The 24,379-nt window shown below is 60.7% G+C and carries 28 protein-coding genes; 8 read left to right on the top strand and 20 right to left on the bottom strand.

All coding sequences use genetic code 11. The features are described 5' to 3' along the window. Positions 1–146 precede the first annotated feature (146 nt). The 4 genes from LCM4573_RS10410 (at position 147) to LCM4573_RS10425 (ending at position 3,984) form a co-directional block, all read left to right on the top strand. Positions 147–839 carry a GntR family transcriptional regulator gene (locus LCM4573_RS10410; RefSeq protein WP_071006290.1) on the top strand — a complete coding sequence of 231 codons (693 nt, stop codon included), beginning with the start codon at positions 147–149 and terminating at the stop codon, positions 837–839. A gap of 153 nt (positions 840–992) precedes the next feature. Continuing rightward, on the top strand, positions 993–2,405 hold the full coding sequence (locus tag LCM4573_RS10415; RefSeq protein ID WP_071006196.1) for an aminomethyltransferase family protein: 1,413 nt from the start codon (positions 993–995) through the stop codon (positions 2,403–2,405). A gap of 89 nt (positions 2,406–2,494) precedes the next feature. Further along, the gene (locus tag LCM4573_RS10420) at positions 2,495–3,415 is read left to right on the top strand and encodes a 5,10-methylenetetrahydrofolate reductase (RefSeq protein WP_071006197.1); all 921 of its coding nucleotides are present in this window, start codon (positions 2,495–2,497) and stop codon (positions 3,413–3,415) included. Between the two features lie 89 nt (positions 3,416–3,504). Then, positions 3,505–3,984, top strand: a complete 480-nt coding sequence (locus LCM4573_RS10425; RefSeq protein ID WP_071006198.1) for a GNAT family N-acetyltransferase — start codon at positions 3,505–3,507, stop codon at positions 3,982–3,984. A 2-nt stretch (positions 3,985–3,986) separates the two neighbouring features. On the opposite strand, the gene LCM4573_RS10430 is transcribed toward LCM4573_RS10425, so the two are convergent. The 11 genes from LCM4573_RS10430 to pcaD all read right to left on the bottom strand — a co-directional run bounded on the left by LCM4573_RS10430 (position 3,987) and on the right by pcaD (position 13,818). Beyond that, complete coding sequence (locus LCM4573_RS10430) at positions 3,987–5,372, bottom strand: M20/M25/M40 family metallo-hydrolase (RefSeq protein WP_071006199.1); 1,386 nt, start codon at positions 5,370–5,372, stop codon at positions 3,987–3,989. 85 nt (positions 5,373–5,457) lie between these two features. Then, on the bottom strand, positions 5,458–6,174 hold the full coding sequence (locus tag LCM4573_RS10435) for an ABC transporter ATP-binding protein (RefSeq protein ID WP_071006200.1): 717 nt from the start codon (positions 6,172–6,174) through the stop codon (positions 5,458–5,460). Further along, complete coding sequence (locus LCM4573_RS10440) at positions 6,155–6,919, bottom strand: ABC transporter ATP-binding protein (protein ID WP_071006201.1); 765 nt, start codon at positions 6,917–6,919, stop codon at positions 6,155–6,157. The genes LCM4573_RS10435 and LCM4573_RS10440 overlap by 20 nt, the downstream gene beginning before the upstream one ends. Then, positions 6,916–7,923 carry a branched-chain amino acid ABC transporter permease gene (locus tag LCM4573_RS10445; protein ID WP_071006202.1) on the bottom strand — a complete coding sequence of 336 codons (1,008 nt, stop codon included), beginning with the start codon at positions 7,921–7,923 and terminating at the stop codon, positions 6,916–6,918. The genes LCM4573_RS10440 and LCM4573_RS10445 overlap by 4 nt, the downstream gene beginning before the upstream one ends. Next, positions 7,923–8,786: a branched-chain amino acid ABC transporter permease gene (locus tag LCM4573_RS10450; protein WP_071006203.1), complete on the bottom strand. Its 864-nt coding sequence runs from the start codon at positions 8,784–8,786 to the stop codon at positions 7,923–7,925. The genes LCM4573_RS10445 and LCM4573_RS10450 overlap by 1 nt, the downstream gene beginning before the upstream one ends. Before the next feature lie 68 nt (positions 8,787–8,854). Beyond that, positions 8,855–10,030: an ABC transporter substrate-binding protein gene (locus LCM4573_RS10455; RefSeq protein ID WP_071006204.1), complete on the bottom strand. Its 1,176-nt coding sequence runs from the start codon at positions 10,028–10,030 to the stop codon at positions 8,855–8,857. Positions 10,031–10,151: 121 nt separating this feature from the next. Further along, the gene (locus tag LCM4573_RS10460; protein ID WP_071006205.1) at positions 10,152–11,222 is read right to left on the bottom strand and encodes a 3-carboxy-cis,cis-muconate cycloisomerase; all 1,071 of its coding nucleotides are present in this window, start codon (positions 11,220–11,222) and stop codon (positions 10,152–10,154) included. A gap of 6 nt (positions 11,223–11,228) precedes the next feature. Continuing rightward, positions 11,229–11,846 (bottom strand): protocatechuate 3,4-dioxygenase subunit alpha, encoded by a 618-nt coding sequence (gene pcaG, locus LCM4573_RS10465; protein WP_071006206.1) that lies wholly within the window; start codon positions 11,844–11,846, stop codon positions 11,229–11,231. Position 11,847: 1 nt separating this feature from the next. Then, positions 11,848–12,588, bottom strand: coding sequence for a protocatechuate 3,4-dioxygenase subunit beta (gene pcaH / locus LCM4573_RS10470; RefSeq protein ID WP_071006207.1), 741 nt, complete (start codon positions 12,586–12,588; stop codon positions 11,848–11,850). Beyond that, complete coding sequence (gene pcaC, locus LCM4573_RS10475; protein ID WP_071006208.1) at positions 12,585–13,016, bottom strand: 4-carboxymuconolactone decarboxylase; 432 nt, start codon at positions 13,014–13,016, stop codon at positions 12,585–12,587. Before pcaC ends, pcaH begins: the two co-directional genes overlap by 4 nt. A gap of 10 nt (positions 13,017–13,026) precedes the next feature. Next, positions 13,027–13,818 carry a 3-oxoadipate enol-lactonase gene (gene pcaD / locus LCM4573_RS10480; protein WP_071006209.1) on the bottom strand — a complete coding sequence of 264 codons (792 nt, stop codon included), beginning with the start codon at positions 13,816–13,818 and terminating at the stop codon, positions 13,027–13,029. 93 nt (positions 13,819–13,911) lie between these two features. On the opposite strand from pcaD, the gene pcaQ reads away from it, so the two are divergent. Then, positions 13,912–14,838: a pca operon transcription factor PcaQ gene (gene pcaQ / locus LCM4573_RS10485; RefSeq protein ID WP_071006210.1), complete on the top strand. Its 927-nt coding sequence runs from the start codon at positions 13,912–13,914 to the stop codon at positions 14,836–14,838. Between the two features lie 8 nt (positions 14,839–14,846). On the opposite strand, the gene LCM4573_RS10490 is transcribed toward pcaQ, so the two are convergent. Then, complete coding sequence (locus tag LCM4573_RS10490; RefSeq protein ID WP_071006211.1) at positions 14,847–15,179, bottom strand: hypothetical protein; 333 nt, start codon at positions 15,177–15,179, stop codon at positions 14,847–14,849. A gap of 145 nt (positions 15,180–15,324) precedes the next feature. Here LCM4573_RS10490 and LCM4573_RS10495 point away from each other — a divergent pair, with 145 nt between their 5' ends. Beyond that, positions 15,325–16,581 (top strand): glycerate kinase, encoded by a 1,257-nt coding sequence (locus tag LCM4573_RS10495; RefSeq protein WP_071006212.1) that lies wholly within the window; start codon positions 15,325–15,327, stop codon positions 16,579–16,581. 31 nt (positions 16,582–16,612) lie between these two features. On the opposite strand, the gene LCM4573_RS10500 is transcribed toward LCM4573_RS10495, so the two are convergent. From LCM4573_RS10500 to LCM4573_RS10510, 3 genes are all read right to left on the bottom strand, one after another. Then, entirely contained in the window at positions 16,613–17,518 is a 906-nt protein-coding gene (locus tag LCM4573_RS10500) for a S1C family serine protease (RefSeq protein WP_071006213.1), read from the bottom strand. A 202-nt stretch (positions 17,519–17,720) separates the two neighbouring features. Next, positions 17,721–18,254, bottom strand: a complete 534-nt coding sequence (locus LCM4573_RS10505; RefSeq protein ID WP_071006214.1) for a DUF992 domain-containing protein — start codon at positions 18,252–18,254, stop codon at positions 17,721–17,723. Positions 18,255–18,400: 146 nt separating this feature from the next. Continuing rightward, positions 18,401–19,492, bottom strand: a complete 1,092-nt coding sequence (locus LCM4573_RS10510; protein WP_338012580.1) for a helix-turn-helix domain-containing protein — start codon at positions 19,490–19,492, stop codon at positions 18,401–18,403. On the opposite strand from LCM4573_RS10510, the gene pobA reads away from it, so the two are divergent. After that, complete coding sequence (gene pobA / locus LCM4573_RS10515; RefSeq protein ID WP_071006216.1) at positions 19,407–20,576, top strand: 4-hydroxybenzoate 3-monooxygenase; 1,170 nt, start codon at positions 19,407–19,409, stop codon at positions 20,574–20,576. The genes LCM4573_RS10510 and pobA overlap by 86 nt on opposite strands. A 9-nt stretch (positions 20,577–20,585) precedes the next feature. Here the strand turns inward: pobA and LCM4573_RS10520 are convergent, their stop codons facing one another. After that, positions 20,586–20,996, bottom strand: a complete 411-nt coding sequence (locus LCM4573_RS10520) for a TIGR02588 family protein (RefSeq protein WP_071006217.1) — start codon at positions 20,994–20,996, stop codon at positions 20,586–20,588. A gap of 12 nt (positions 20,997–21,008) precedes the next feature. After that, positions 21,009–21,899: a TIGR02587 family membrane protein gene (locus LCM4573_RS10525; protein WP_407071726.1), complete on the bottom strand. Its 891-nt coding sequence runs from the start codon at positions 21,897–21,899 to the stop codon at positions 21,009–21,011. A 201-nt stretch (positions 21,900–22,100) separates the two neighbouring features. On the opposite strand from LCM4573_RS10525, the gene LCM4573_RS10530 reads away from it, so the two are divergent. Then, positions 22,101–22,667: a DUF1003 domain-containing protein gene (locus LCM4573_RS10530; protein ID WP_083347387.1), complete on the top strand. Its 567-nt coding sequence runs from the start codon at positions 22,101–22,103 to the stop codon at positions 22,665–22,667. A gap of 9 nt (positions 22,668–22,676) precedes the next feature. On the opposite strand, the gene LCM4573_RS10535 is transcribed toward LCM4573_RS10530, so the two are convergent. From LCM4573_RS10535 to LCM4573_RS10545, 3 genes are all read right to left on the bottom strand, one after another. Further along, complete coding sequence (locus LCM4573_RS10535; protein WP_071006219.1) at positions 22,677–23,447, bottom strand: DUF1194 domain-containing protein; 771 nt, start codon at positions 23,445–23,447, stop codon at positions 22,677–22,679. A gap of 149 nt (positions 23,448–23,596) precedes the next feature. Next, complete coding sequence (locus LCM4573_RS10540) at positions 23,597–23,755, bottom strand: YqaE/Pmp3 family membrane protein (protein WP_071006220.1); 159 nt, start codon at positions 23,753–23,755, stop codon at positions 23,597–23,599. An 88-nt stretch (positions 23,756–23,843) separates the two neighbouring features. Beyond that, positions 23,844–24,350: a hypothetical protein gene (locus LCM4573_RS10545; protein ID WP_071006221.1), complete on the bottom strand. Its 507-nt coding sequence runs from the start codon at positions 24,348–24,350 to the stop codon at positions 23,844–23,846. Between the last annotated feature and the right edge of the window lie 29 nt (positions 24,351–24,379).

Consider the following 24,379-nt stretch of genomic DNA (forward strand, 5'->3'; position numbering starts at 1 on the left):
TGCTGAGGACCGGTGCACACCTCCCTTCTCTGTATACATGCCGCTTGGCATTTGATGAGATACGGCTAAGATTCACTTGGACAGAACTGCCGGGAGTACGGGCATTGGACGATACGGCACGAACCACGCAGACGCTGCGGGCGCTGATGGAGCTGCGCAAGAAGATCATCAGCGGCGATTTCCCTGGTGGGACACGGCTTTTCGAAGTGCCGCTTGCCGAAGCGCTGCAAATTTCCCGCACTCCGGTTCGCGAGGTCCTGTCGCGGCTTGCCGAGGAGGGCCTGCTCGACAGGCTGGCAAATGGCGGCTTCGTGGTGCGCAGCTTCACCTTCGCGGATGTCGTGGATTCGATCGAGCTGCGCGGCGTGCTTGAAGGTACCGCGGCCCGCCTTGCCGCGGAACGCGGCGTCTCGGCGGGCGGGCTCGACCAGCTTCGGGAGGTTGAAGCCCGGCTTGAGGAATGCTTTGGTGATGAACCCGGCGATGTCGATTTCGAAGCCTATTCCGAACTGAACGCCAGGTTTCACACTTGCCTCGTGGAACTTTCGGGCAGCACCGTCCTCCAGCGCGAGATCGAGCGTGCCACCCGGCTGCCTTTCGCCTCGCCTTCGGCCTTTCTTTCGATTAGCCCCGAAGTTATGGCCTTCCGCAAGTCGCTTCACATCGCACAGGAGCAGCATCGGGCGCTGGTTTCGGCGATCTCCGCCCGTGAGGGAACCCGCGCGGAATTCATCGCGCGCGAACATGCCCGCATCGCCCGCAAGAACCTGGAATATGTCATGTTCGAGGATCCCGAACTGATCCTCCAGGTGCCGGGCCTCGTTCTCGTCAATACCTGACTCTGTCACCGGCATCACCTCTTAGCACTGTCTCGCCGATAGCGCCGACATCACGAACCGATCGTGATCGGCGCGCTCGATATTTGCTCTTGAAATTTCTCCCTTGATGGCGTCATGTATACATAGAGGAGTTTTTTTGGAGGAGGAGATATCGTGACGAGATCCAGTCTTTCCGAGATTATCGGGCAAAAAGGCAATGTCGTGCAGATGCTGCGAAACTCCCGCATCGGCATGTATGTATACCCGGTCGTTGCCCCGGAATTCACCAATTGGCGTGACGAGCAGCGCGCATGGCGCGAATCGGCTGTCCTATTCGATCAGTCGCATCACATGGACGAGGTGATTGTCGAAGGACCGGACGCCGCTTCGTTCCTCGATCATGTCGGCATCAACAGCTTCACGAATTTCGATCTCAATCGCGCCAAGCATTTCGTGCCGGTCACGCCGGCAGGCCATGTGATCGGCGATATGATCATCTTCCGCGAGCGGGAAGACAAGTTCGTGCTCGTCGGCCGCGCGCCGACCGCCAACTGGGTGCAGTTCCAGCAGGCGATCGGCAAGTGGAACGTGCGTATCCACCGCGACCCGCGCTCGCCCTCTCGCCCGGACGGCAAGGCGGTCTATCGCACCCATTACCGTTTCCAGATCCAGGGTCCGGATGCGCCAAAAATCTTCGAAAAGATGAACGGCGGCCCGGTTCCGGATATCAAGTTCTTCCATGTCGACTGGATCAAAGTGGGGTCGAAGCGCGTGCAGGCGCTGCGCCACGGCATGGCAGGAGCGCCCGGGCTCGAAATCTGGGGGCCATATGCGGATCTGGAATACATCCGAAGCGTCATTCTGGAATCGGCCCGCGAGGCGGGCGTCGATCTCCATCAGGTCGGCAGCCGCGCCTATTCTACCAATACGTTGGAATCCGGCTGGATACCTTCGCCCCTGCCGGGCATCTATACCGGCGACGGCATGATGAAGGAATATCGCAACTGGTTGGGAGCCGACAGCTATGAAGCAACGGGCGCCATCGGCGGCAGCTTCGTCTCCGATAAGATCGAGGACTATTACGTCAATCCGTTCGAACTCGGCTACGGCTTCTACATCGACTGGAAATCCGAATTCATCGGCAAACCGGCTCTGGAAAAGCTGAAGGGTGCTAAGAACCGCAAGAAGGTGACTTTCGAGTGGAATGCCGAGGATGTGGTCAACGTCATCGCATCCGCCTTCCGTCCGGGCGAGGATCACTACAAGTGGATCGATTTCCCGCAACCGAACTATGCTTCGACCAGCGCCGACATGATACTGCGCGATGGAAAGATGGTCGGCATGTCGATGTTCAACGGCTACAGCTACAATGAGCGCTGCATGCTGTCGCTCGGCGTGGTCGATGACGACGTCCAGATCGGTGACGTTCTGACGCTCGTCTGGGGTGAGCCGAACGGCGGCACCGAGAAGACTTCCACCGAAAAGCACAAGCAGGCGGAAATCAGGGTACGCGTTTCGCCGACGCCCTATGCCCGCGAGGCCCGTGAAAGCTACGCCGAAAGCTGGCGCACGAGGAAGGCAGGCTAGCCGACCACGGCGCGCGGGAAGCGTCTTGCGCGCCGCTCTGCCCGGTGTCTTCGGGCGGATCCTCCACGACTGGTCAACAGGGGTATCGCATGGGAATGACAAGTCTCTTCCGCAGCGAGGGTGACGCTGCGCCGAAGGCCGGTGATCTTTGTGCCTTTCTGGCCGGTTATTCGATCGAGGTCATGCCTCGCACCGCAGCCAGGATCGAGGACTTTCGCCAGCTGCTTCCAGCCGGCACCCGCGTCTATATCGCCCACATCGCCGATACGCCGATCGACGACATGGTCGCTACCGCAAGGCGACTGACGGACGAAGGTTTTCATCCGATGCCGCATTTCCCGGCGCGCAACATACCGGATACCGGCACACTGGAAACCTGGATTCGACGCTACCGGGAAGAAGCAGGCRTGGAACAAGCGCTGCTCCTCGGCGGCGGATCGGCCGAACCGGTTGGCATGCTCGACAGTTCGATCGCCATGATCAAGACGGGACTTTTCGATCGTTACGGGTTCAGACGCCTGCATGTCGCAGGCCATCCGGAAGGTAATCGGGATATCGATAAGGGTGGCGGCACCGCCGGGACGGATGCCGCACTGCGCTGGAAGCAGGCCTTTTCCGGGGAGACAGCGGCCAGCATGGCGATCGTTACTCAGTTCGCTTTCGACGCCAGGCCCGTCATCGCCTGGGCCGAGCGGATCGCGGCCGCAGGCATACGCCTCCCGATCCATGTCGGCGTCGCAGGACCGACCAAGCTTCAGACGCTTATCAAATTCGCCATCTCCTGCGGTGTGGGCCCGTCGCTCGGCGTCCTTCAAAAACGCGCACTCGATTTCCGCAAGCTGCTGCTTCCTTATGGGCCGACCGATTTCCTGAACGACCTCGCCAGCTACCGCGCGTCCAACCCCGCAAGCCTGATCGAGCAGGTCCATGTTTTTCCCTTGGGCGGCATCCAAGCAAGCGCCGAATGGATGAACGAACATGCGGCTGCGGCGAGAAGAATGGCGTTATGAAAGAGGGCCGCATACGGGGCCCAAAGATGTCTTGACAGCCGCCGACACCTTTCGCATGACCTCTGGCGATCCAGCTAAGCGGAGGCATCATGGCACTTATCATACGCGAAGCCGTTCCGGCCGACGCCGCGACCATCCTGCGTTTCATCCGCGAACTCGCAATCTATGAAAAGGCCGAGCACGAGGTTGCCGCGACGCTTGAGACTGTGACGTCATCCATCTTCGGCGAAGGCTCGGTGACGCGCGCGCTTATCTGCGAGAGTGATGGTGAACCTATCGGAATGGCGGTCTGGTTTTTCAGCTATTCCACCTGGCAGGCAAGGAACGGGCTTTATCTCGAGGACCTCTATGTCACGCCGGATGCTCGCGGTCTCGGGGCCGGCAAGGCTTTGCTTAAAAAGCTGGCGCAGATCGCGCTCGATAACGAATGCGGCCGCTTCGAATGGAGCGTGCTGGATTGGAACGAGCCGGCGATCCGTGTCTACGAGGCGATCGGCGCCGAGCCGATGAGCGAATGGATACGCTACCGACTCTCCGGCGAAACCCTGGAAGCATTCGCGAACACCTGAGATCACTTGCCGCCCCCGGAGGACCGTTCTCCGAGCTTTGCAAGCAGGGCCGCGCCCGTTCTGATCCCCTGGATGAAAAGCTCTATCTTCAGGTTCTCGTTCGGAGCATGGTTCGCCTGGTCGGCATTGGCATAAGGAACCACAAACGAGGGGATGCCCAGAATCTTGGTGAAGGCGTAGTCCGGCAGGCTGCCACCGAGGGAAGGATAGAGCAGCGGCTCGACGCCGCGCGCCGCCTTGATCGCGTCCTGGATAATTCGGCCGTAGGGCTTGTCCATCGGTGTCTTGGAAGGAAGCATGCTGTTCGACGGCACGAATTCCACGTCCGGTGCATGGCGCTCCACATGCGCCCTCACCTTCTCGTAGACGTAGTCGGGCGTCAGGTTTTCCACCAAACGGATGTCGCACTTTGCAACGGCTTCACAGGGGAGAACCGTTTTGCTGCCCGGCCCGCCATAGCCGCCGTGAAGCCCATTGATCGTCAGCGTCGGCTGGAACATCAGCCGCTCGTAATAGCTTCGGTCTACCGGCTCATCGAGTTCCGCGATACCGAGATCGGCCTTTATCTTCGAAAGATCGAGCGGAAGGCTGGCCATCGCCTCGCGTTCGAGTTCGGTCGGCGRCACGACAGGATCGTAAATGCCCTCGATGGTGATCTCGCCCTTGTCGTTCTTCATCGTGGCAAGCAGATGCACGAGCTTCCAGATCGCGTTCGGCATCACGCCGCCGAAATTGCCAGAATGCGCGTCCCGCCGGCCCGTCTTGCTGCGCAACTCGAACGAGGCGACACCCCGCACGCCATAGGTGATGATCGAGCGATCGCTTTCATGCAGCGCGCCGTCCGCCGTGACGACGAAATCCGCCTTCAGCTTCTCGCCGTGTTCCCTCACGAAATCGGCGATCTGCGGACTGCCGATCTCCTCCTCGCCTTCCAGCAGGAAGATGACGTTGCAGGGAAGCTCCCCGGCGATAGCCAACCAGGATTCGATCGCCAGCAATTGCGCAAAATGCTGGCCCTTGTTGTCCCCGATGCCGCGGGCATAGATGCGGCCATCGCGGATTTCCGGTTCGAAGGGCGGACTCATCCACGCGTCCAGCGGCTCGGGCGGCTGTACGTCGTAATGGCCGTAAAGCAGCACCGTCGGCTTCTCCAGCGATTTCATGAGCCGGCCGAGCACCATCGGATGGTTTCTGGTGGGGATCACTTCCGTTTCCATGCCGAGACGTTGCAGCATCTCCACCAGGCGTTCGGCGGCTTCCGCGATACCGATATTCTGCGCACTGATACTGGGATGGCGGACATAGTCCATGACCCGACGAACGAAGCTTTCGCGGTTCTCATCGATATGCGTGAAGATGCGTTCGACATCGGTCTGCGGCGCGCTCATCGGGAATCCTTCGGCTCAGGCAATGGTGCAAAGTACAAACTGAGCCGAGGCGAAGTAACCCGTCAAGCCATGTGAACCGAACGGCTCAATGCAGCCCGCCGACACCGAGGAACCGCTCGACCGCGACGTGATCGGCGGAAAGCGCCGCCGGCGTGCCGGACCAGGCGATACGGCCGCGCTCCAGCACGATGACATTATCGGCAAAATCAAGAGCACTCTGAATGCGCTGTTCCACGAGCAGGATCGTCATGTCGCCGGATTGCGCAAGCCGCGAAAAAGCCGCCATCAGCTCCTCGCAGATGACGGGCGCAAGCCCTTCCAGCGGCTCGTCCAGCAGAAGCACCGTCGGCTGCCCGAGGATGCTGCGAGCCGTGGAAAGCATCTGTTGTTCGCCGCCGGAAAGCTGGCTGCCCAAGTTCTTTCGCCGCTCCTTGAGCCGCGGAAACATGTCATAGGCTTCCTGGATGGCATCCTTCGGCCGGTTCTTCAGCCCGACGAAGAGGTTCTCCTCGACCGTCAGCGTCGGGAAAACGTCTCTGGTCTGCGGCACATAGCCCAATCCCAGAAGCGCCCGGGCGGCACTCCGCTCTCCGGAAATGTCGCGGCCACCGACCCGGATCTCGCCCGCATAGCGGCGCGTCTGGCCGGCAAGCGTGGCAAAAAGGCTCGTCTTGCCCATGCCATTGCGGCCCAGCACGGCAAGCCGAGAACCCGCCGGCACCGAAAAGGATACGTCCTCGATCACCCGCGTCGGACCATAACCGGCTGACAGGCCTTTGACCTCAAGCGGCGCGGCTGACATTCGCATAACTCCCCAGATAGGCTTCGCGCACGCGGGCGTCCTGCGTCACGTCCTGCGGCGACCCGTCAAAGATGACCGTGCCGGCGGCAAGCACGATCACCCGCTTGGCAAAGCGGAAGACGAGATCCATGTCGTGCTCGATCATCAGCACCGCGAGATCGCCCGGCAGCTTGGCGAGCGCGTGCTCGATGCGTGCCGTCTCGCTCTGCGGCACGCCGGCTGCGGGTTCGTCCAGCAGCAGCACCTTGGGCCTCAGCGCCATTGCAAGGGCAATCTCAAGAAGCCGCTGCTGACCATAGGCGACCTCGCGGACCTTCAGGTGAGAAAGCTCGACAAGACCGAGCAGGTCGAGGATTTCACGCACCTCGTCCATGACCTCCGGCATGCCGGYGTAATGCCCTATCACTCGGCCAGAACGCTTCTCCCGCTGCAGCACGGCAAGCGCCACATGCTCCTCCGGCGTCATGTCGTAGAAGAGACGCGTCACCTGGAAGGAACGAACCAGTCCCATGCGCACGCGGCTCGTGGCGTTCGCACCGGTGATGTCCTGGCCCGCCAGCCGGATATCGCCGGACGTGGGCTTCAGGTGCCCGGTCACGAGATTGACGAAGGTCGTCTTGCCCGCGCCGTTCGGACCGATCAGCGCCACCCGGTCACCCGCCGTCATCGAAAGCGACACATTATTGGTGACCGCAAGACCGCCGAAATTCTTGTTGAGGTCACGGACTTGGAAGAGCACGCTCATTTGCGACCTCCCTTGAAGCGGCCGAGGACAGCAGCGCCGGAGCCGTAGAGCCCTTTTGGCGCGAAAAGAACGACCGCGATGAGCAGGGCCCCGACCATGGTGAGCCAATGGAAGGGATTGGCCGCTGAAACGAGGTCCTCGAACCACATGAAGACCACGGTTCCGATCATTGCACCGTAGAGAGACCCGGTACCGCCCAGTACCAGCATGACCAGCGACTCCGCCGAAAGCGTGAAGGAAAGGCTGTCGAGGCCCACGACTTGGGTCGAGATCGCCGTCAAGGCGCCGCCGGTACCGGCCACGACCCCCGAGATCACATACATGCRCAGCAGCACGGATTTGACCGAGGCACCCATGGCCGAAATGCGGATCGGGTCTTCGCGCACGCCGCGGGCCAGCATACCGAAAGGAGAACGGACCAGCATACGCAAGCCAAGGAAAACCAGGATCAGCAGAACCAGCCCGTAAATATAGGCGGTGCGGCCCCAGAGATCGAACTGGAACATGCCGAGCAGCGCGTCGGGTGCGATCCCGGCAAGGCCATCGCTGCCACCCGTCCAGGCGGATGCTTTGTTGGCAGTCTCGTGAAAAAGATGGATGACGGCGATCGACAGCACGAGTTGCGGCAGACCRTGAGCACGCAGGATGACGAGGCCGGAAACCAAGCCTGCCAAAGCTCCGGCGACGGCACCGACCACCGTCATCGTCAGCGGCTCGGTAATGCCGAAATGGACGGCCGCGATTCCCGCCCCATAGGCGCCGGCACCGAACAACGCCGCATGACCAAGCGTGGCGACGCCGCAATATCCGGTCACCAGATCGATCGAGAGCACCAGCAGCATGATCGCGATGATGCGTGTCAGCAGCGCGAGGTTGTTCGGGAAAAGGAAGTATCCGATGATCCCGATCGCGACGATCGCAACGAGGCCGATCAGGCTTCCCGCATCGAATTTTCTGCGGACAGGAAGATTGGCCGTGGCGCTGTCATTCATGGAAACCGCCATTACTTGAGCCTCCCCGCCAGACCGCGCGGGAAGATCGTCACGATCAAGATCACCGCCAGGTAGAAGAAGAACTCACCATATTCCGGCGCAAGATAGCGTCCGGTCGTATCAATCGCGCCGAGCAGGAGGCAGGCGATCAGGGCTCCCGGAATGGAACCTGCGCCACCGACAGCGACCACCACGAGGAAGGTCACCATGTAGCGGAGCGCATAATAGGGCTCGACCGGCAGGAGTTCTGCGCCGACCACGCCGCCGAGAGCTGCAAGGCCGACGGCCACGGCAAAGCTGACAGCGTAGACCACCTCGGTACGCACGCCGAGCGCCGCCGCCATGGCAGCATTATCGACCGCTGCGCGAAGCTTGATCCCGAAGGCGGTGCATTCGATGAGGAACCAGAGCGCACCCGCAACGAGGAGGCCGCAGAGAATCGCAAAAATGCGATGGGTCGCGATCGACCGGAACCCGAGGTCCGCCGAACCCTGCAGGGTCTGAGGCAGGGGAATGGTCTTCAGCGTCGGACCGAACAGGAAATTGGCGATCCCGATGATGCAGAAGGTGATGCCGATCGTCATCAGCACCTGGGTCAGCTCCGGCGCGCCATAGATGCGGCGGTAGAGAAAGCGTTCGACTGGAATGGCGACGATGATCGTACCGATCACCGCGATCAGGGTTGCGATCGCATAGCCGAGCCCGAGGTCACGGGCGGCATAGGAAGCTAGATAGCCACCGATCATGGCAAAAGCGCCATGGGCAAGGTTCACCACCCGCATCAGGCCCATGGTCACCGAAAGGCCGATCGATATCACAAAGAGCACCATGCCATAGGCGAGTGCATCGATGGCTATACTGAACACCGTCTGCATGGTGGTCCTCCTCTTACGCGAACGCGAGACCGGTGGCCCGATCCCGCGTCCGTTGCCTTGCGTGCGACTTACTTTTTAACGAAAGCGAGACCCGGATCACCCTGCTTTTCGAATGTCTGCACTTCCTTGTTGATGTATTTGCCGTCCGCATCTTTCACGACCTCACGCAGGTAGATGTTCTGCGTAATGTGGCGGCTYTCCGGATCGATCGTCACCGGACCGCGCGGGCTCGTCCAGGAGAGGCCCTTGACCGCCTCGACGGCCTTTTCCGCGTCCTGTTCGCCTCCGGTCGCTTCGATCATCTTGGAGATGACATACATGCCATCGAAGGCACCGACCGAGGGAAAGGAAAGCTCGGCCGGATTGCCGATCGCCTTGGTCGCAGCCTCCACGAAGGTCTTGTTTTCCGGCGAGTCATGGGAAACGGAATAATGGAACGTGGTCTGCAAGCCGAGACCTGCATCGCCAAGCGCCGGCAGGTCGGATTCCTGCGTGAAGTCACCCGGTCCGAAGAACTTGATGCCGGCCCCTTTCAATCCGTTTTCGTTGAATGCCTTGACGAAGCCGAGCGTGGTGGGGCCGGACGGCAGGAAGGCGAAGATCGCTTCGGCGCCGCTGTCTCTAACACGCTGCATGATCGGCGAGAAATCATTGGTCGAAAGCGGCATGCGGATCGCCTCGACCACGGTGCCACCCTCTTTCTCGAAGGCCGTCTTGAAGGCGTTTTCCGCATCGATTCCCKGGCCGTAATCGCTGACCACCGAAATCACCTTGCTGACACCGCCTTCCTTGGCAACCTTGGCGATCGGCGAGGAGGTTTGCCATGTGGTGAAAGACGTCCGAACGACATAGGGGCTTGCCGTGACGATCGCCGAGGTCGCGGCGTTCATGATGACCATTGGCACGTTTGCCTGCTCCAGCAGGGGCGTGGCAGCCATTGCGTCCGGCGTGAAATAGAAGCCTGCGAGATACTGGACCCCTTCGCGCACCACCAGTTCCTGCGCCAGCGCCTTGGACTGGGCGGGATCCGCCTGGGGCACGTCACGATAGATGACCTCGATTTCGTCATCTCCGACCTTGTTGCCGTTGATCGCGAAATAGGCGTCGATACCTGCCTTGAAGTTCTTGCCCTGCAGCGCGAACGGACCCGAAAACGGACCGACAACCCCGACCTTGATAGTGTCGGCATAAGCCGCGCTCGACAGAACGGCAGCCGCGATGGTAGCGGCGACAAGCCTTTTCATGAAATCCTCCCTTTTATCGAAAGCCCTGACAGGCTCCCTGTGTCAGCGCATCTAGGTATAGTGTGCCCATACGAAACGGTAATGTAAAATGAAATGCAATCGCCCAAGCATATCCTGGTGGTTATGATTTCGAACCGGTACGCCCAAGGGATCGGATATTTCCGGTCAACTCCGCCACAAGGCGCAGAGAGGCGCCGGCAGCGGCCGCCATCGGCGGCAGGATCAGCCATTCGAGCGTCCAAGCAGCACCCGAGCGTTCCTGCTCGTGCACCATGGCCTGATGCATTCCGGAAAGTTGCACGGCATTGAAGCGGGCCAGCGTCACCAGCACCTCGGCGGCGACCGGGTTCTGCTTGTGCGCCATCGCTGACGAGCCACCTCCACCGACAAGCTCTATCTCGGCACCGAGCTCCGCAAGAAGCGCGATATCCTGTCCGAACTTGCYGAGGCTGCCGGTAATCAGGGAAAGAATTCCCGCGAACTCCGCCAGCCGATCGCGCTGGCTTTGCCATTGCACGGTGTCACTCAGGGCAAGTTCTTTCGCCAAAGCGGCCCGAACGAGATCAGCCTTGTCGCCCAGTTTTTCCAGCGTACCCGCCGCGCCGCCGAACTGAACCGAGAAACCCCCGCTTGCCGAAACGCCTGTCAGCCGCTCCCGGTGGCGTACCAATGGATCACGCCATGCCCGGATGCGATCGGAAACCCTGATCGCGATTGCGGCCTGCATGCGGGTGTAGCCCGTCAGCTCCTGACCGCCATATTTCCGGTCGAGTTCTTCGAAAGCGTCTTCCAGCCCGGCAAGATGCTCGACGAACACTCCGCTGACCCGCTTCAGCCGCAGCATCAACGCGGTGTCGATAACGTCCTGGCTCGTGGCGCCGAAATGCACATGAGGTCCGGCCTCGTCGCCGGCGGCATCACGCAATTGCCGGACCAACTCGGGAACGACGACACCATCCCTGCCCGCCCCCTTCCGCAGCGCAGCCATGTCGGGTTTGAAATCCGCACAGACAGCGGCGATCCTCTCCGCTGCGGCTACCGGAATGAGCCCGGCCGCGGCCTCGCTGTTGGCAAGCGCCAGTTCGAAGGCGAGCATGGCCTCGATCTCGGCTTCCGCGCTGAACAGCCGCGCCACCTCGTCGTTACCGACGAGGCCGGAAAGGAACGGATGCTCGAAAGCCAAAATACTCATGATCCCTCAGACATCGAAGAAAATGGTTTCGTTCTCGCCCTGAAGATGGATGTCGAAGGTTACGGTATCTCCATCCCTCTTGCCGATCAGGGTGGGAACGCGCACCCGATGCTCGATGCGGGAAAGGATCGGGTCCTCCGCATTGGCCGCTTCTTCGTCGGAGAAATACATACGCGTGTTGAGCCCAATATTGATGCCGCGCGCAACGATCCAGAAATTCACATGCGGCGCCATCAGGCGGCCGTCGCGGAAGGGTACACGCCCCGGCTTGATGGTTTCGAACACGAATTCGCCGGTCGCCATGTCTCCGGGGCAACGAGCCCAGCCGAAAAAGTTCGGATCCGCCTTACCGCGGATTTCCGACGGGCTGTTGTAAAGGCCATCCGCATCCGCCTGCCAGATTTCGATGAGCGCGTCCTTGAGCGCCGTCCCGGCACCGTCGTAGACATGGCCCCTTATGGTGATCCGCTCGCCTCGGGTTTGATCGTTGATCATAGACCCGGAACCGAGATCAGCCTCGTAGACGCCGTGAATACCGGTGAAATTCGGCGTGCAGCCGATATGGACATAAGGACCTGCTGTCTGAGAGGCGGTTTCCTTGAGATAACCGAGCGGCTGGACCATGTCAGTTGCCCTCCATGCGGTTCTCGAACAGGGTCGAGCGACGGCCCCGCAACACGATGTCGAACTTGTAGGCGCGCATATCGTGCGGAATGGTCGCGTTCATGTCGAGCGGCGCGATCAGCTGTTTGATCGCCTCCTCATCCGGAATCGTCTTCACGATGGGACATTTCCAGATCATCGGGTCACCCTCGAAATACATCTGCGTGATCAGTCTCTGCGCAAAACCGTGACCGAAGATGGAGAAGTGGATATGCGCCGGGCGCCAGTCATTGACTCCGTTCGGCCAGGGGTAGGCGCCGGGCCTGACCGTCTTGAACCAGTAGAAACCGTTCTCGTCGGTAATCGTGCGCCCGAAACCGCCGAAATTCGGATCGAGCGGCGCAAGATAGGTTTCCTTCTTATGGCGATAACGCCCGCCCGCATTGGCCTGCCAGAACTCCACCAGCGTGCCGCCGACCCCAATGCCACGCTCGTCCAGCACCCGGCCGTGCACCAGGATGCGTTCGCCGATCGGACCCTCGCCCGGCTTCGCATAGTTGGCGAGGAGGTCGTTGTCGAACTCGTTGATGATGTTGTGGCCGAAGACGGGGCCGGTGATTTCGCTGATTGTGCCTTCCAGCGATATCAGCGCCCGCTGCGGCGAGCGCAGCACGGTCGTCTTGTACCACGGCGTATAGGCCGGCGGATGCATGTCCCGGTCGCGGGCGAAGAAGGGCGTGGTTTCAGGCGGCATGTTTTTCATTCGATCTCTCCCCCGGCCACGTTGCGGGCTCCTTGCTTCGCCTCCATCTCGGCATAGGCGACCTTTGCTATCTTGAAGGCATGATTGGCTGCCGGAACGCCGGCATAGACTGCCACATGCAGCAGAGCTTCGCGGATATCGTCCTTTGTCGCACCCGTATTGACGGTGGCGCGCACATGCATGGCCATCTCGTCATATTGCCCGAGCGCGGCAAGCAGCGCGATCGTCACCATTGAACGCTCACGCTTTGTCCAGTTCGGGCCGGACCAGAGCGTACCCCATGCGCCTTCCGTTATGAACCGCTGGAACGGACCGTCGAAATCGGTTTCTCCCTCCAGAGCCCGGTCCACATGCGCATCGCCCAGCACGGCGCGGCGGGTCACCATGCCCTGCCGGTAGCGTTCGGAGCCTGCGGAAGAATCGGCCATGACGGTACCCTCAATTCAGCTGACTGGCAAAGCCGCGGATGACCGCGGCGAAGGCAGCCGGCGCTTCCACGCAAGGAATATGCGCCGCACCTTCGATGATTTCGTATCGAGCGCCGGGAATGAGATCGGCAAGCATCCGGACCAGTTCCGGCGGCGTCGAGCCGTCTTCACGACCGACGACACAGAGCGTCGGGACGGCAATGCGGCGCGCTGCTTCAGTGAAATCCGCATCCCGGATCGCAGCACAAGTGCCGCTGTAACCGAGTATCGGCTGACGTGTCAGCATGTTGCAATAGCCCTGATAGGCGGCATTGCCCGCATTCCGGAAAGGCTGCGTGAACCACCGCGCCATGATGTCCTCCAGAATGYCGCCTATGCCATCGGCTTCGACGGCGGAAATGCGCTTGGCCCACATTTCGGGCGTACCGATCTTATGCGCGGTATCGCAAAGCGCCAGAGCCTTCACGAGGTCCGGGCGGGCCGCATAAAGCCCCTGCGCAATTAGTCCCCCGACAGACAATCCGCAAACGATCACCCGTGAGAGCTCGAGATGATCGAGCAGCCCGGCGAGGTCTGCGACATGGTCGTCGATCGAGTAGGGCGGGTTGCCGAGATCGCTCAAGCCATGGCCGCGCTTGTCGTAGGTCACGAGCGTGAAGTCATCGGCGAGCTTCGGCAGCACATGGTGCCAGATCCGGCTGTCGGTTCCGAGCGAATTCACGAAGACGATAACGGGCCTCGCCGCATCGGTCCGCTGGATATCGTAATGGATGACGATGTCGTTGATGCGTACAAACTGCATTGTCGCCTCCTCCGATCTGTAAGATTGCAGTATCGATCCGGTTAGGTAAAATGATATTTCATCCCGAGTTTCTTAACTGCAAGGTTATGGGTTTTGATCGACTCCCGCGTCAAGTTTCGACATCTGCATACATTCGTCGAGGTTGCGCGCCAGAAAAGCGTCGTCAAGGCAGCAGATCTCCTGAATATCAGCCAGCCGGCCGTGACCAAGACGATACGGGAGCTGGAAGAGGCGCTCGGCGTTGCGGTTTTCGAGCGGGAAGGGCGTGGAATTCGGATAACCCGCTACGGTGAGGTCTTCCTGCGCCATGCGGGCGCGGCACTGACAGCGCTCCGGCAGGGAATCGACTCCGTTTCGCAGGAGTTGTTTGACTCCGCGCCACCCGTGAGGGTCGGGGCGCTGCCGACGGTTTCCACCCGCATCATGCCGCGCGCCATGTCGCTGTTCCTTGAGGAAAGAACCGGCAGCCGCATCAAGATCATCACCGGCGACAATGCGGTGCTGCTCGAACAGCTGAGGGTCGGAGATCTCGATCTCGTCGTCGGACGGCTCGCCGCACCCGAGCAGATGGCAAGCTTCTCCTTCGAGCATCTCTATTCCGACCCCATCGTCTTTGCCGTCCGGGCGGGCCATCCGCTTCTAGCAGGCAAGCGCTCGGTTTTCGAAGGCTTGGCCGACTACCCCATCCTGATGCCTACGCGCGGCTCCATCATCCGACCGATCGTGGAGCAATTCCTGATAGCCAACGGCGTCGCGAGCCTGCCTACCCAGGTCGAAACCGTCTCGGATGCCTTTGGCCGAGCCTTCGTCAGAAAAACCGATGCGATCTGGATCATTTCCTCTGGCGTGATCGCGACAGACGTGGAAGACGGAATGCTCGCTATGCTGCCGATCGACACCAGCGAGACCAAGGGGCCGGTGGGGTTGACCATTCGGGCGGACGCGACCCCCTCGATGCCGCAGACGATCCTGATGCAGACGCTGCGGCAGGCCGTCGAAGAGATCATGCCCATGAGGTGAAGCATGCCTCAAGYGGCGCTGAGTTCGGGAAATTTCTGCCGCAGCTCCTCGAACGAACCGCAGACCGCTTCATTGGCCCGCAGCGTGACGGAGATGTTGTCGGCCACATTCAAGGTTTCCTGGAAGTGCACGGGCATTTCCTCTCCGCTCTGGCGCACCAGCATCGCTTCCTTGCGGAAGCCATGTTTCAACAGCCAATCGCGGGGCGCGGTTAGACTGACAGCAACGTGGAAAGCACCATCATCTTCCTTACGTGCCTTGAGCTTGTAAGTAACGGGCGACCTTTCGCCACCAATGTCGATCTGCCCCGGATAACCGACCTCCTTGAGATGTTCAGGCATGGTCCTGTTTCCTCCATTCCTTGAGAACATCAAGGAAACCGGCGCTCGTTCGCTTTGTTCCGGCCGCAAAGCCGGCGAACGATCAAGACCCGTTGACGCCCGTTATCCCGCGTGATGAAACGGACAGCCAGAGGGGAGTGCCGGAATGGAAGACAGAAAATTTCTGGAAGCGCTGTTTGCCGCCGCGGTGAAAGCCGCCGACCCGCTGACCGGCATCCGCAGGCACTTGCCGCAACCGCCGAAGAACGGTCGCACAGTTGTGATCGGCGCTGGCAAGGGAGCCGCCCAGATGGCCGCCGCCCTCGAAAGCGTCTGGTCCGGCCAGCTCTCGGGTTTGGTGGTCACACGCTACGGCTACGGCTGCCAAACCAGGGATATCGAGATCATCGAAGCTTCGCATCCGGTTCCGAACACAGCCGGCCTTGTCGCCGGCAAGCGGCTCATGGAAGCCATCTCCGACCTGTCGGAAGACGATCTGGTGATTGCGCTCATCTGTGGCGGCGGCTCGGCACTCCTGCCCGCCCCTCCCGACAGCCTGATGCTCGATGATGAGATTGCGCTCAACGAGGCGCTGCTCGCTTCGGGCGCGCCGATCTCTGCCATGAATGTCGTGCGCAAGCATCTGTCGACCATCAAAGGCGGCCGGCTCGCCGCAGCAACCAAGGCACGAGTGGTCAGCCTCATTGTTTCCGACATTCCTGGCGACAATCCTGCTTTCGTCGCCTCCGGTCCGACCATCCCGGACGGGACGACCAGGCATGACGCGCTGGCAATCGTCGAGCAATACGGGCTGAAGCTTCCCAAAGCGATGATAGCGCACCTGCAGTCGCCGGCAGCCGATGCACCGCGGCCGGACGACCCGGTCTTCTCCCGCCACGAATACTACGTCATCGCCTCGGCCGCCGTTTCTTTGGAGGCGGCAGCCGAAGTGGCGCGGACTCATGGGATAGCACCCTATATCCTGTCGGACTCGGTGGAAGGCGAAGCGCGCGACGTAGCGCTGGTGCACGCCGCGATCGCCCGCGAAGTGGCCTTGCGCGGCCGGCCATTTGCCAAGCCGGCGGTTCTGCTCTCCGGCGGCGAAACGACCGTGACCCTCAGGAGCAAGGGAGGCAGGGGAGGCCGTAACGGTGAATTCGCGCTCGCCTTGGCACTTGCCGTCGATGGTCATGAGGTCACCGCGCTTGCCGCCGATACGGACGGCATCGACGGCTCGGAAACCAATGCCGGAGCGTTTGTTGATGGCACGACCGCGCGCCGGCTACGCGCCGCCGGCCTCGACGGTCGCAAGCTACTCGACGCCAATGACAGCTTTTCCGGCTTTTTTGCTATCGGCGACCTGTTCGCCACCGGCCCCACAGGCACGAACGTCAACGATTTCAGAGCGATTCTAATCAGGTAAGGCAACACGCCGGCATCTGGCCGGAAAACAGCTATTGCAGGTGCGGCTTCTTCAGAAAGTCGTTTCTGTCGGCCGACTTGACCCGCAACCACGCCTCGCGTCCATTGCGCACCACTCGCATCGGAATTTCCGCGCCCGCCGGGCCGCTCATCCAGATCTTGCGGTAGAAGTCGGCCAAGCCGTCCACTTCCCCATCGCGGATTTCAGAAATAATGTCGCCGCTTTGCAGGCCCGCTTGCTCCGCCGGTCCGCCCTCGGTCACGCTCATGACGACGACCTCGCCGTTGCTTTCCGCGGAAAAGGCGCCGAGCCAGGGCCGGGGAGGCTTGTCCACCCGCCCCCGATTGAGCAGATCGTCGAGTATGGGCTGCAACAGGTTGATGGGCACGATCATGTTGAYGTCGGCTACCTCTCCCGCCTGGCTCATCTGCAGGCGAAGCGATCCGATGCCGAGCAGCTTGCCCTCATCATCGATGAGAGCCGCGCCTCCCCATGAAGGATGGGCGGGCGCAGTGAAGATCGCTTCGTCCAACAGGTATTCCCAGTATCCCGCGAATTCCTGCTTGGCCACGATGTAGGCCCGTACGAACTGGCCCATGCCGTCCGCCAGCAACACGGAATCGCCAAGTCCAGCTTTCGAGGAGTCGCCGAGCTTGAGCGCCGGCAGATCGAGCGGGGCAAGCGCCTGCACCAGTCCGAAGCCGCTCTCCTGGTCATAGGCGAGTGCGTGGGCAGGCACGACCAGCCCGTCACGCCGCGTCAGCCAGACCTCCTCGGCCTCGGTAATGAGATAGCCGATCGTGAGCACCAGCCCATTTTCCCGGATAACGACGCCGCTTCCTTCCCGTCGCGTGCCGAGCGTGCCGGCAGTGAAGGCATCTTCCGGGATTGTTGAGCGCACGGCCACGACGGACCGCAAAATTCTCTCGGTATCCATGATGAAATCCTGATGAACCGCGTATCGGGCTCGAATGAATTCAGAGGCCGAGGCGGCCGGTCATCGTTCTGTCTGTCTCGAGTTTTCTCCCTACAATTATGGAGCCCGATGGCCGGGTGCAAGGTCAGTGGGGTTGCCGAGCTGGGACGAAAGCAAGCAAGCCGCGTTTCCACGGCTTGCTTGCGAGCGGCTTGGCCGCCCGTCAGTTCACCGAAGTCAGCGTCATGGAGGTTCCAGTCGCCGCAATGTTGAGGCCGAGCTGACCGGTCACGCTGACCGTCTGAAGATGGATCGAACCGGACGTGCCGCCGACAAGCACATTGGCCCCAACGCCCGCACCCACCGTAGCCTCGGCAGTCGCTCCCTGGTAGAGGCCGCTCAGCGAGCCATGATGATAGCCTGCGGTCGGTGCGAACACGGCCCAGATCAGCCTCGTGCGCGTGGTGAAGCCGAGATCAATACCCATCTTGCGGACAGCGCCCGTATAGTGGTCGATAGGCTCACTACCCATTGCCGAGCGGAAGGCGCAGTCGGCTTCCTTGGCGGAACCCAGCACGTAGCCCACACCGGAACCGATCGTGCAATCCAGATAGCCGATCCGTACTCCGCCGCGCTGATCCGGCTCTTCGGCGAGCGGGATCGAGTCGCGGCGGGAGATCACGTCGGCCGCAAAGGCTGCTCCGGCGCTGGAGAGGATCGGCAGGGCGGCAATCGCTATGGCAAATATCTTTTTCATCCCTGTACTCCTTTGGTGTTTGCCGCCCGTCGATTCTCTCGTTGCGAGCAGCCGGGCAGCGATGAATAACGGATGTGGCGGAAGAATGATCCATTTCGCCGGGAACACGATTTGTCACGGCGAATGATCGCAATGTGATGCCGCCTCTATCGCGCCGACTCCACCTGCCGCAGTTTTTCTCGCTCCATTTCGCGATATTCCCGCGGCGTCAGCCCTGTCCGCTTGCGGAAACAACGGGAGAAATAGGCTGCATCCGAAAAGCCGAGATTGTCGGCGATGCGCTGTATGCTGTTGGGCGTGAAGACCAGAGCTCGTCGGGCCTCGTCGATGACACGCGCCATGACGAGGTCATGAGTGCTCAACCCCGTCACCTCGCGGACTATGCGGTTGAGATGCGTTGGTGAGACATTGAGGAGCTTGGCATAGGCCTCGGCAGGCAACTGCTCGCGGAAATGCCGGCCGATGAGATCCTCCAGGGCCTCGACCCGCATCTGGTTGACGTCACGCGTCTCCTCTCCCCCTTGTGGAACGGCGGCACGGCGCAGAAGCAGCAGAACTGAGACGAGGTGGGCCTCGATAAGGTCGTTCCGGCCCCTGTGCCGCCCGTCGAACTCCTCCAGGATGCGGCTGAAGGTCTCCGCGAGATAGGATGTGTCGGAAGCCTCCGGATCCAGGACGACCAGCCGCGGCGACGCCAGCCAGTCTGCCGACCGTCTCGAAAGACCCGACGTCAGCCTGAGCTGATCGGCGACGACGGTGATCACCATCCCATCGACATCGCGCGAGAAACGGAAGCCATGGCTGATCCCGGGCGGAACCAATGCCACGCAGGGCGGTCGGAACGGGAGGGTCTCGCCTCGCAGGAGAGCATCGCCCGATCCGTTCCGAATGTACAAGAGCTGAAAGAAGCTGTCATGCCGATGCAGACCGATCTCCCATTGGTACAAGCTGCTGCGGGAGGCGATAGTCTCGCAATGCATCCAGAAATCCGGCTTCCGAGCACGGCGCTCACCATAAAGGTCGTAAGTAGGAACCGACAAAACCATGCTATACTGCCCACCAAAATGTTCGTTTTGTCCCATTAATTGCGCAAAAAGTCCATTCTGACGCGTCCGCTGTCCGCTAGCATGAGGAAGAACTAGGGAGGTTCTCATGCGCACCAAAGTCGCGATAATCGGCTCCGGCCCGTCAGGCCTGCTGCTCGGACAGCTACTGACCAATGCGGGCATCGACAACATTATTCTGGATCGCGTCAGCAAGGACTATATCCTCGGTCGCGTGCGGGCGGGCGTGCTGGAAGAAGGCACTGTCGGCCTGCTCGACCAAGCGGATGCCGGTGCGCGCATGCATGAGGAAGGGCTTCCCCACGATGGATTCTCGCTTGCTTTCGATGGGCGGGACCACCGCATCGATCTCCATGCGCTGACGGGCAAGCGCGTCATGGTCTATGGACAGACGGAACTCACCCACGACCTCATGGACAAGCGCGAGGCGACCGGCGGGGTCAGCATCTACGAAGCCGCCAATGTTACCCTCCATGATTTCGATGGCGGCAGTCCTTGCGTGACCTACGAGAAGGACGGCACCACCCGCCGCATCGATTGCGACTTCATTGYAGGCTGCGACGGCTATCACGGCATCAGCCGCAAATCCGTGCCCGAAAGCGCACTTCGCATCTTCGAGAAAGTCTATCCTTTCGGCTGGCTCGGCATTCTTGCCGAGGTGCGGCCCGTCAGCCCCGAGTTGATCTACGCCAATCATCCGCGGGGCTTTGCGCTCTGCTCGATGCGTTCGCACACCCGCAGCCGCTATTACATCCAGTGTCCGCTCGACGATAAGATCGAGAAATGGTCGGACGATCGGTTCTACGACGAACTGCGCCGCCGCTTGCCGGCCGAACACGCCGAAGCCATGGTGACCGGCCCCTCCTTTGAGAAATCGATCGCCCCGCTTCGCTCCTTCGTCGCGGAGCCCATGCGTTTCGGCAGGTTGTTCCTGGCGGGCGACGCCGCTCACATCGTTCCCCCCACAGGTGCCAAGGGGCTCAATCTTGCGGCCAGCGACGTACATTATCTTTTCGAAGGCCTGCGGGAATATTACCGAGAGAAATCAGCAGCCGGCCTCGACGCCTATTCCTCGCGGGCTCTCAAGCGGGTTTGGAAGGCCGAGCGCTTCTCTTGGTCGATGACGACCATGCTGCACCGTTTTCCGGATACCGGCGAGTTCGGTCAGAAGATCCAGGAAGCCGAACTCGACTATCTTGTCCATTCGACTRCCGCTTCCACGGCACTCGCCGAGAATTACGTGGGCCTCCCATATTGAAAGAGCACATCAGGGATCGATGTAGCCTATCGTCCGGATCCTGACTTCCCTGGCACCGGGATCCTGCGAAAACAGGAGAGCCCCGGAGGACTTCGATTCAGCCGGCACATAGTCGAAGGTGACCTCCGCATCTTCGGCCACTTCCCCGCCGTCGACGATTTCGCCACGTACCACAACGGCAGCCGCAGTGGTGGTTGCGCGATTGGCGATGTCGAACTCCACCCGGTAGCCATCCGCGGCCGCGCCGCGCCCGGTAACCTCTATCGAAAATTCGGGCGGCGCGCCGTCCTCCATCCACGCCTCCTTGGCGATCCAGGCGATCATCAGGAAGACGATGAGCGCTGAGACGATCCCCGTTACCCACTCCACCCAGTGCGGCTCATGAGCTTCTGTGTGACGGTTCTTGGCTGTGATCGTCATACGGGTTTTCCATCAGAGGATAAGGCGGGCGGCCGCGGCGCCGATGGCGCCGGGAAAGGAAAGCACGATCACCGACATCAGCATCTGCGTCGGAGCGGCGTCTTCGAGACGCTGGAAGGTCCACAGCACATAGATACTGATCAGGACGGCAACCATGTAGCCGGGAAATGTGAAGCGGAAGAATGCATGCCACCACGGCGTCTCTTCCGATAGCTCATGGCTTCCCTTGAATGCCACGGCATAGACGAACCCATGCATGATGGCGATCGACAACAGGATCAAGCCCAGCGCATGCAGCGGCGTCATCTTGTAGGAGATGAGGATGATTTCCTCCGTCGGCGCGACGTTGAGACTCAGAAACAGTGCGCCGACGCCCATCAGGAAAAGCTCCCGGCCATAGCTGGTCGACATTTCGTTCGGCACGATATCGTGGTCCCCCTTCTTTTCCGCCTTATCCTCCTGTTCCTCGTCATCGTTGCGATGCGAACCGAGCTGCGAGCGACCGAGCAAGGCGCCGATACTGGCAGGCACCGCCTGCACGGCTACCTTGCCGATGACTTCCGAAAAGGGTACCTCGGCTGTGATGTTGCCAAGCAGGAACAGAACTACGGTGCTTATGACGATGGCGATCGCATAGGCGATCATCGCGTCGCGAAAAGCTTCCCGCCAGGTGAAGGTCTGTTCGAAGCCTATACGATGGGCGAGCAGAACGAGGAGCGGAATATTGACGAGAAGCAGCAGTAGCAAGCGCGAGCGGCCGATATAGAAGCCGAGGTGCCAAAGCTCCATGGTCATCAGCATAGGAATGCCGAAGATCATCGCTCCGGCAGCACCGCGCCCGAGGCCTATCGGGAAGTGACGGCTTCGATGCCTCTTCTCCACGCTCCTTCCGGGCTTGGCCATCGTCATTGATCCACATGTCCTCCGGCCAGTTACGAACCGTTTCTTCCGCAAGGAAGATAGGTGGRCTCGGTCGATTGACCAGAATGATTGCACCGCGCGTGAACGCCTGCAGAAACTCAGAGGAACGGAGTTCCGAGCAGATCACGGGAACGCTCGTCCGTGGCGATCGTTAGGGATGGCTTGTGACTTTCCCGGTGACGCATGGACCTGCTCTCGCCTCCCTCACCCCAACATCACTCTTCCGAGGAAAACGGAAGCAAGGACGCGCTGAGCGGCRCTCTCGACCGCAACATTCAGGCCCTGCTCGAAAGACGTGCACGGGATGCCGGAAAAGCCTCGCTGGAGGAACGGGTAGCCGACCGCATCACCCGCTTTGCCGGCAGCATGACCTTCGTCTACGTGCATGTCGCGATCTTCGGGCTCTGGATTCTCGTCAATCTCGGTTTTTTACCTATCGTTTCGATTTTTGATCCCTCCCTGGTCTTGCTCGCCATGATCGCCTCGGTGGAGGCGATCTTCCTTTCCACCTTCGTATTGATCAGCCAGAATCGCATGGCGGCGGCCGATGATGAACGGGCTGACCTGAACCTTCAGATTTCCCTGTTGCACGAACATGAAACGACGCGGTTGATCGCCCTCGTCTCCAGGCTGGCACGAAAGCTGGAAGTCGATGTCGACGAGGATATCGACGAGCTGAAGCATGACGTGCTGCCGGAGAAGGTTCTCGATAAGATCGAACGAAAAAAAGGCGGCAGGGATGGCCAGTGAGGCAAGACGTCAGCGGTCGAGAAAGTCCTGCCACATGCGTTCGCCGATCGTACAATCAAAGGACGGATCGGCAGCGACCCTTCTCACCTCGGGCTGGGGCGTCAGGCCGCTGATCTCCAGTACCAGTTTGCGCCGGACCGCGACAGCGAAGTCCTCGATCTTGTGAACCGGCAGCACAAAGGCACCCGGCCCGCCGATGACGCAATCGCCGTAATATTTATCGAGGCCACCTGGCGTTCCCGATGGGCGCAGCATGATCGCCAGGCCATTGATGACGATACCCGCCTCGATCGCTTTATCGCGTATCGGAACCACCGGTTGGCCGATATTGTTGGGGCCGTCCCCCGAAACGTCGATCACCTGTCGCATGCCTTCGAAGGAATTGGCGACGATCATCGTCGTACCTTGGGCTATCGCTACAGAGATGGAAGTGCGGCGCTGAGTGGAGATCGGCCGCGCCTCGAGCCTGGCCGCGAAAGCCGCCGCATCCTCCTCGTCTTCGATCACTTGCCAGTCGATGACGGAATCGGGGACGACCTCGCCCGCCCACTCGAAATAGCTGATGGCGATCTTGCCGAGCAGCCCGTTCTTTACCGCATCTATGAACTCCCGATGCCGCAGCGCCTCGACATAGCCCTCGCGTTGGATACGGACTTCTTCGAAATCCATGGAGCGGGAGGTATCCACGGCAAGGACGAGCTCCACATCCACTTGCCCCCCAGCCTGCGCGATTACCGGCCCCGAGGAAAGACTCATGAGTATCGCGAGTGTTGTAAGCATGGGCGATCCAATCACTGCGTTGAGTTCGTAAAAATGTAACACAGGATGGAACGACGGCGAGACTCCGCACCGAAGGCAGCTTCAACTTTCGGTGATTGGCCTTTCAGAAAACCCAGCCCTATTGCCGGACCGCTCCCGAAACAACCGGCTCATTTCCTCAGGATTACCCAGAGAGCGTGCACGATGCCTGGAAGCCATCCGAGCAGGGTCAAAAGGATGTTCAGCCAGAAGTGCAGCCCGAGGCCAACCTGCAGGAAGACGCCGAGCGGCGGCAGGAAAATGGCGAGAAGGATGCGGATGATATTCAAAATAAGCTCCGGAATGAATTGTTTCGCGCCGTCAACGTGCCGGGAAGGCTATGGTTTCATCGGGCGTGATCAGCCTGAGGCATCCTGCTCACCCGCTGACATCGATGCGGCTCGTCACGACCGAACTACCGGTTTCCGGATCGCGATCGATCGTCTGTAGCCGCACGCGATTATTGCCGATCTTTTCAATGGTCATGTTGGCGGYACGATCACCATTCACGGACTTGGCCCAACGGACAGCAAGGTTGATGGCATTGCCCTGCCTTCGCCCCGAGAGCGAAGACGCCAATCCTCCGGGACCGACATAGGTGCCGCTGTAGCGTTGTTGACCGGAGACCCGAAGATCCGCGGAAATGCTGCGCCGTACCACCAGCAGGCCGCGGCAATTCCCCTGCATCGACAGCGAGGATGAGCCCGCAGCGAAGGTGAGATTGCATCTCACATTGATCGGATTGGCGCCGATCCTGGTCAGCACCATGCCCCTGCCGTTCCAATTGCCTTCGAACGACTTGAGAAAATCGCTTTCCGTCGCAAACCCCAGTGACGGCCACAGCATGACGACGGCAAGAGCGCCGGAAAGACGGCAAAGACGCATGATCAGAACCCCATCGCGTTGAATTGTCT

The organism is Rhizobium sp. LCM 4573, from assembly GCF_001854865.1.
Taxonomy (GTDB): Bacteria; Pseudomonadota; Alphaproteobacteria; order Rhizobiales; family Rhizobiaceae; genus Neorhizobium.

Coding starts and splice junctions, on each gene's coding strand:
- LCM4573_RS10410 (WP_071006290.1), top strand. CDS start 147: ATGGAGCTGCGCAAGAAGATCATCAGCGGCGATTTCCCTGGTGGGACA.
- LCM4573_RS10425 (WP_071006198.1), top strand. CDS start 3,505: ATGGCACTTATCATACGCGAAGCCGTTCCGGCCGACGCCGCGACCATC.
- LCM4573_RS10435 (WP_071006200.1), bottom strand. CDS start 6,174: ATGTCAGCCGCGCCGCTTGAGGTCAAAGGCCTGTCAGCCGGTTATGGT.
- LCM4573_RS10450 (WP_071006203.1), bottom strand. CDS start 8,786: ATGCAGACGGTGTTCAGTATAGCCATCGATGCACTCGCCTATGGCATG.
- pcaG (WP_071006206.1), bottom strand. CDS start 11,846: ATGGTCCAGCCGCTCGGTTATCTCAAGGAAACCGCCTCTCAGACAGCA.
- pcaH (WP_071006207.1), bottom strand. CDS start 12,588: ATGAAAAACATGCCGCCTGAAACCACGCCCTTCTTCGCCCGCGACCGG.
- pcaC (WP_071006208.1), bottom strand. CDS start 13,016: ATGGCCGATTCTTCCGCAGGCTCCGAACGCTACCGGCAGGGCATGGTG.
- LCM4573_RS10495 (WP_071006212.1), top strand. CDS start 15,325: ATGGAAGACAGAAAATTTCTGGAAGCGCTGTTTGCCGCCGCGGTGAAA.
- LCM4573_RS10505 (WP_071006214.1), bottom strand. CDS start 18,254: ATGAAAAAGATATTTGCCATAGCGATTGCCGCCCTGCCGATCCTCTCC.
- LCM4573_RS10510 (WP_338012580.1), bottom strand. CDS start 19,492: ATGTTGTCGATGCCCGCATTGGTCAGTAGCTGTCCGAGCAGCAGGCCT.
- LCM4573_RS10520 (WP_071006217.1), bottom strand. CDS start 20,996: ATGACGATCACAGCCAAGAACCGTCACACAGAAGCTCATGAGCCGCAC.
- LCM4573_RS10525 (WP_407071726.1), bottom strand. CDS start 21,899: ATGGCCAAGCCCGGAAGGAGCGTGGAGAAGAGGCATCGAAGCCGTCAC.
- LCM4573_RS10535 (WP_071006219.1), bottom strand. CDS start 23,447: ATGCTTACAACACTCGCGATACTCATGAGTCTTTCCTCGGGGCCGGTA.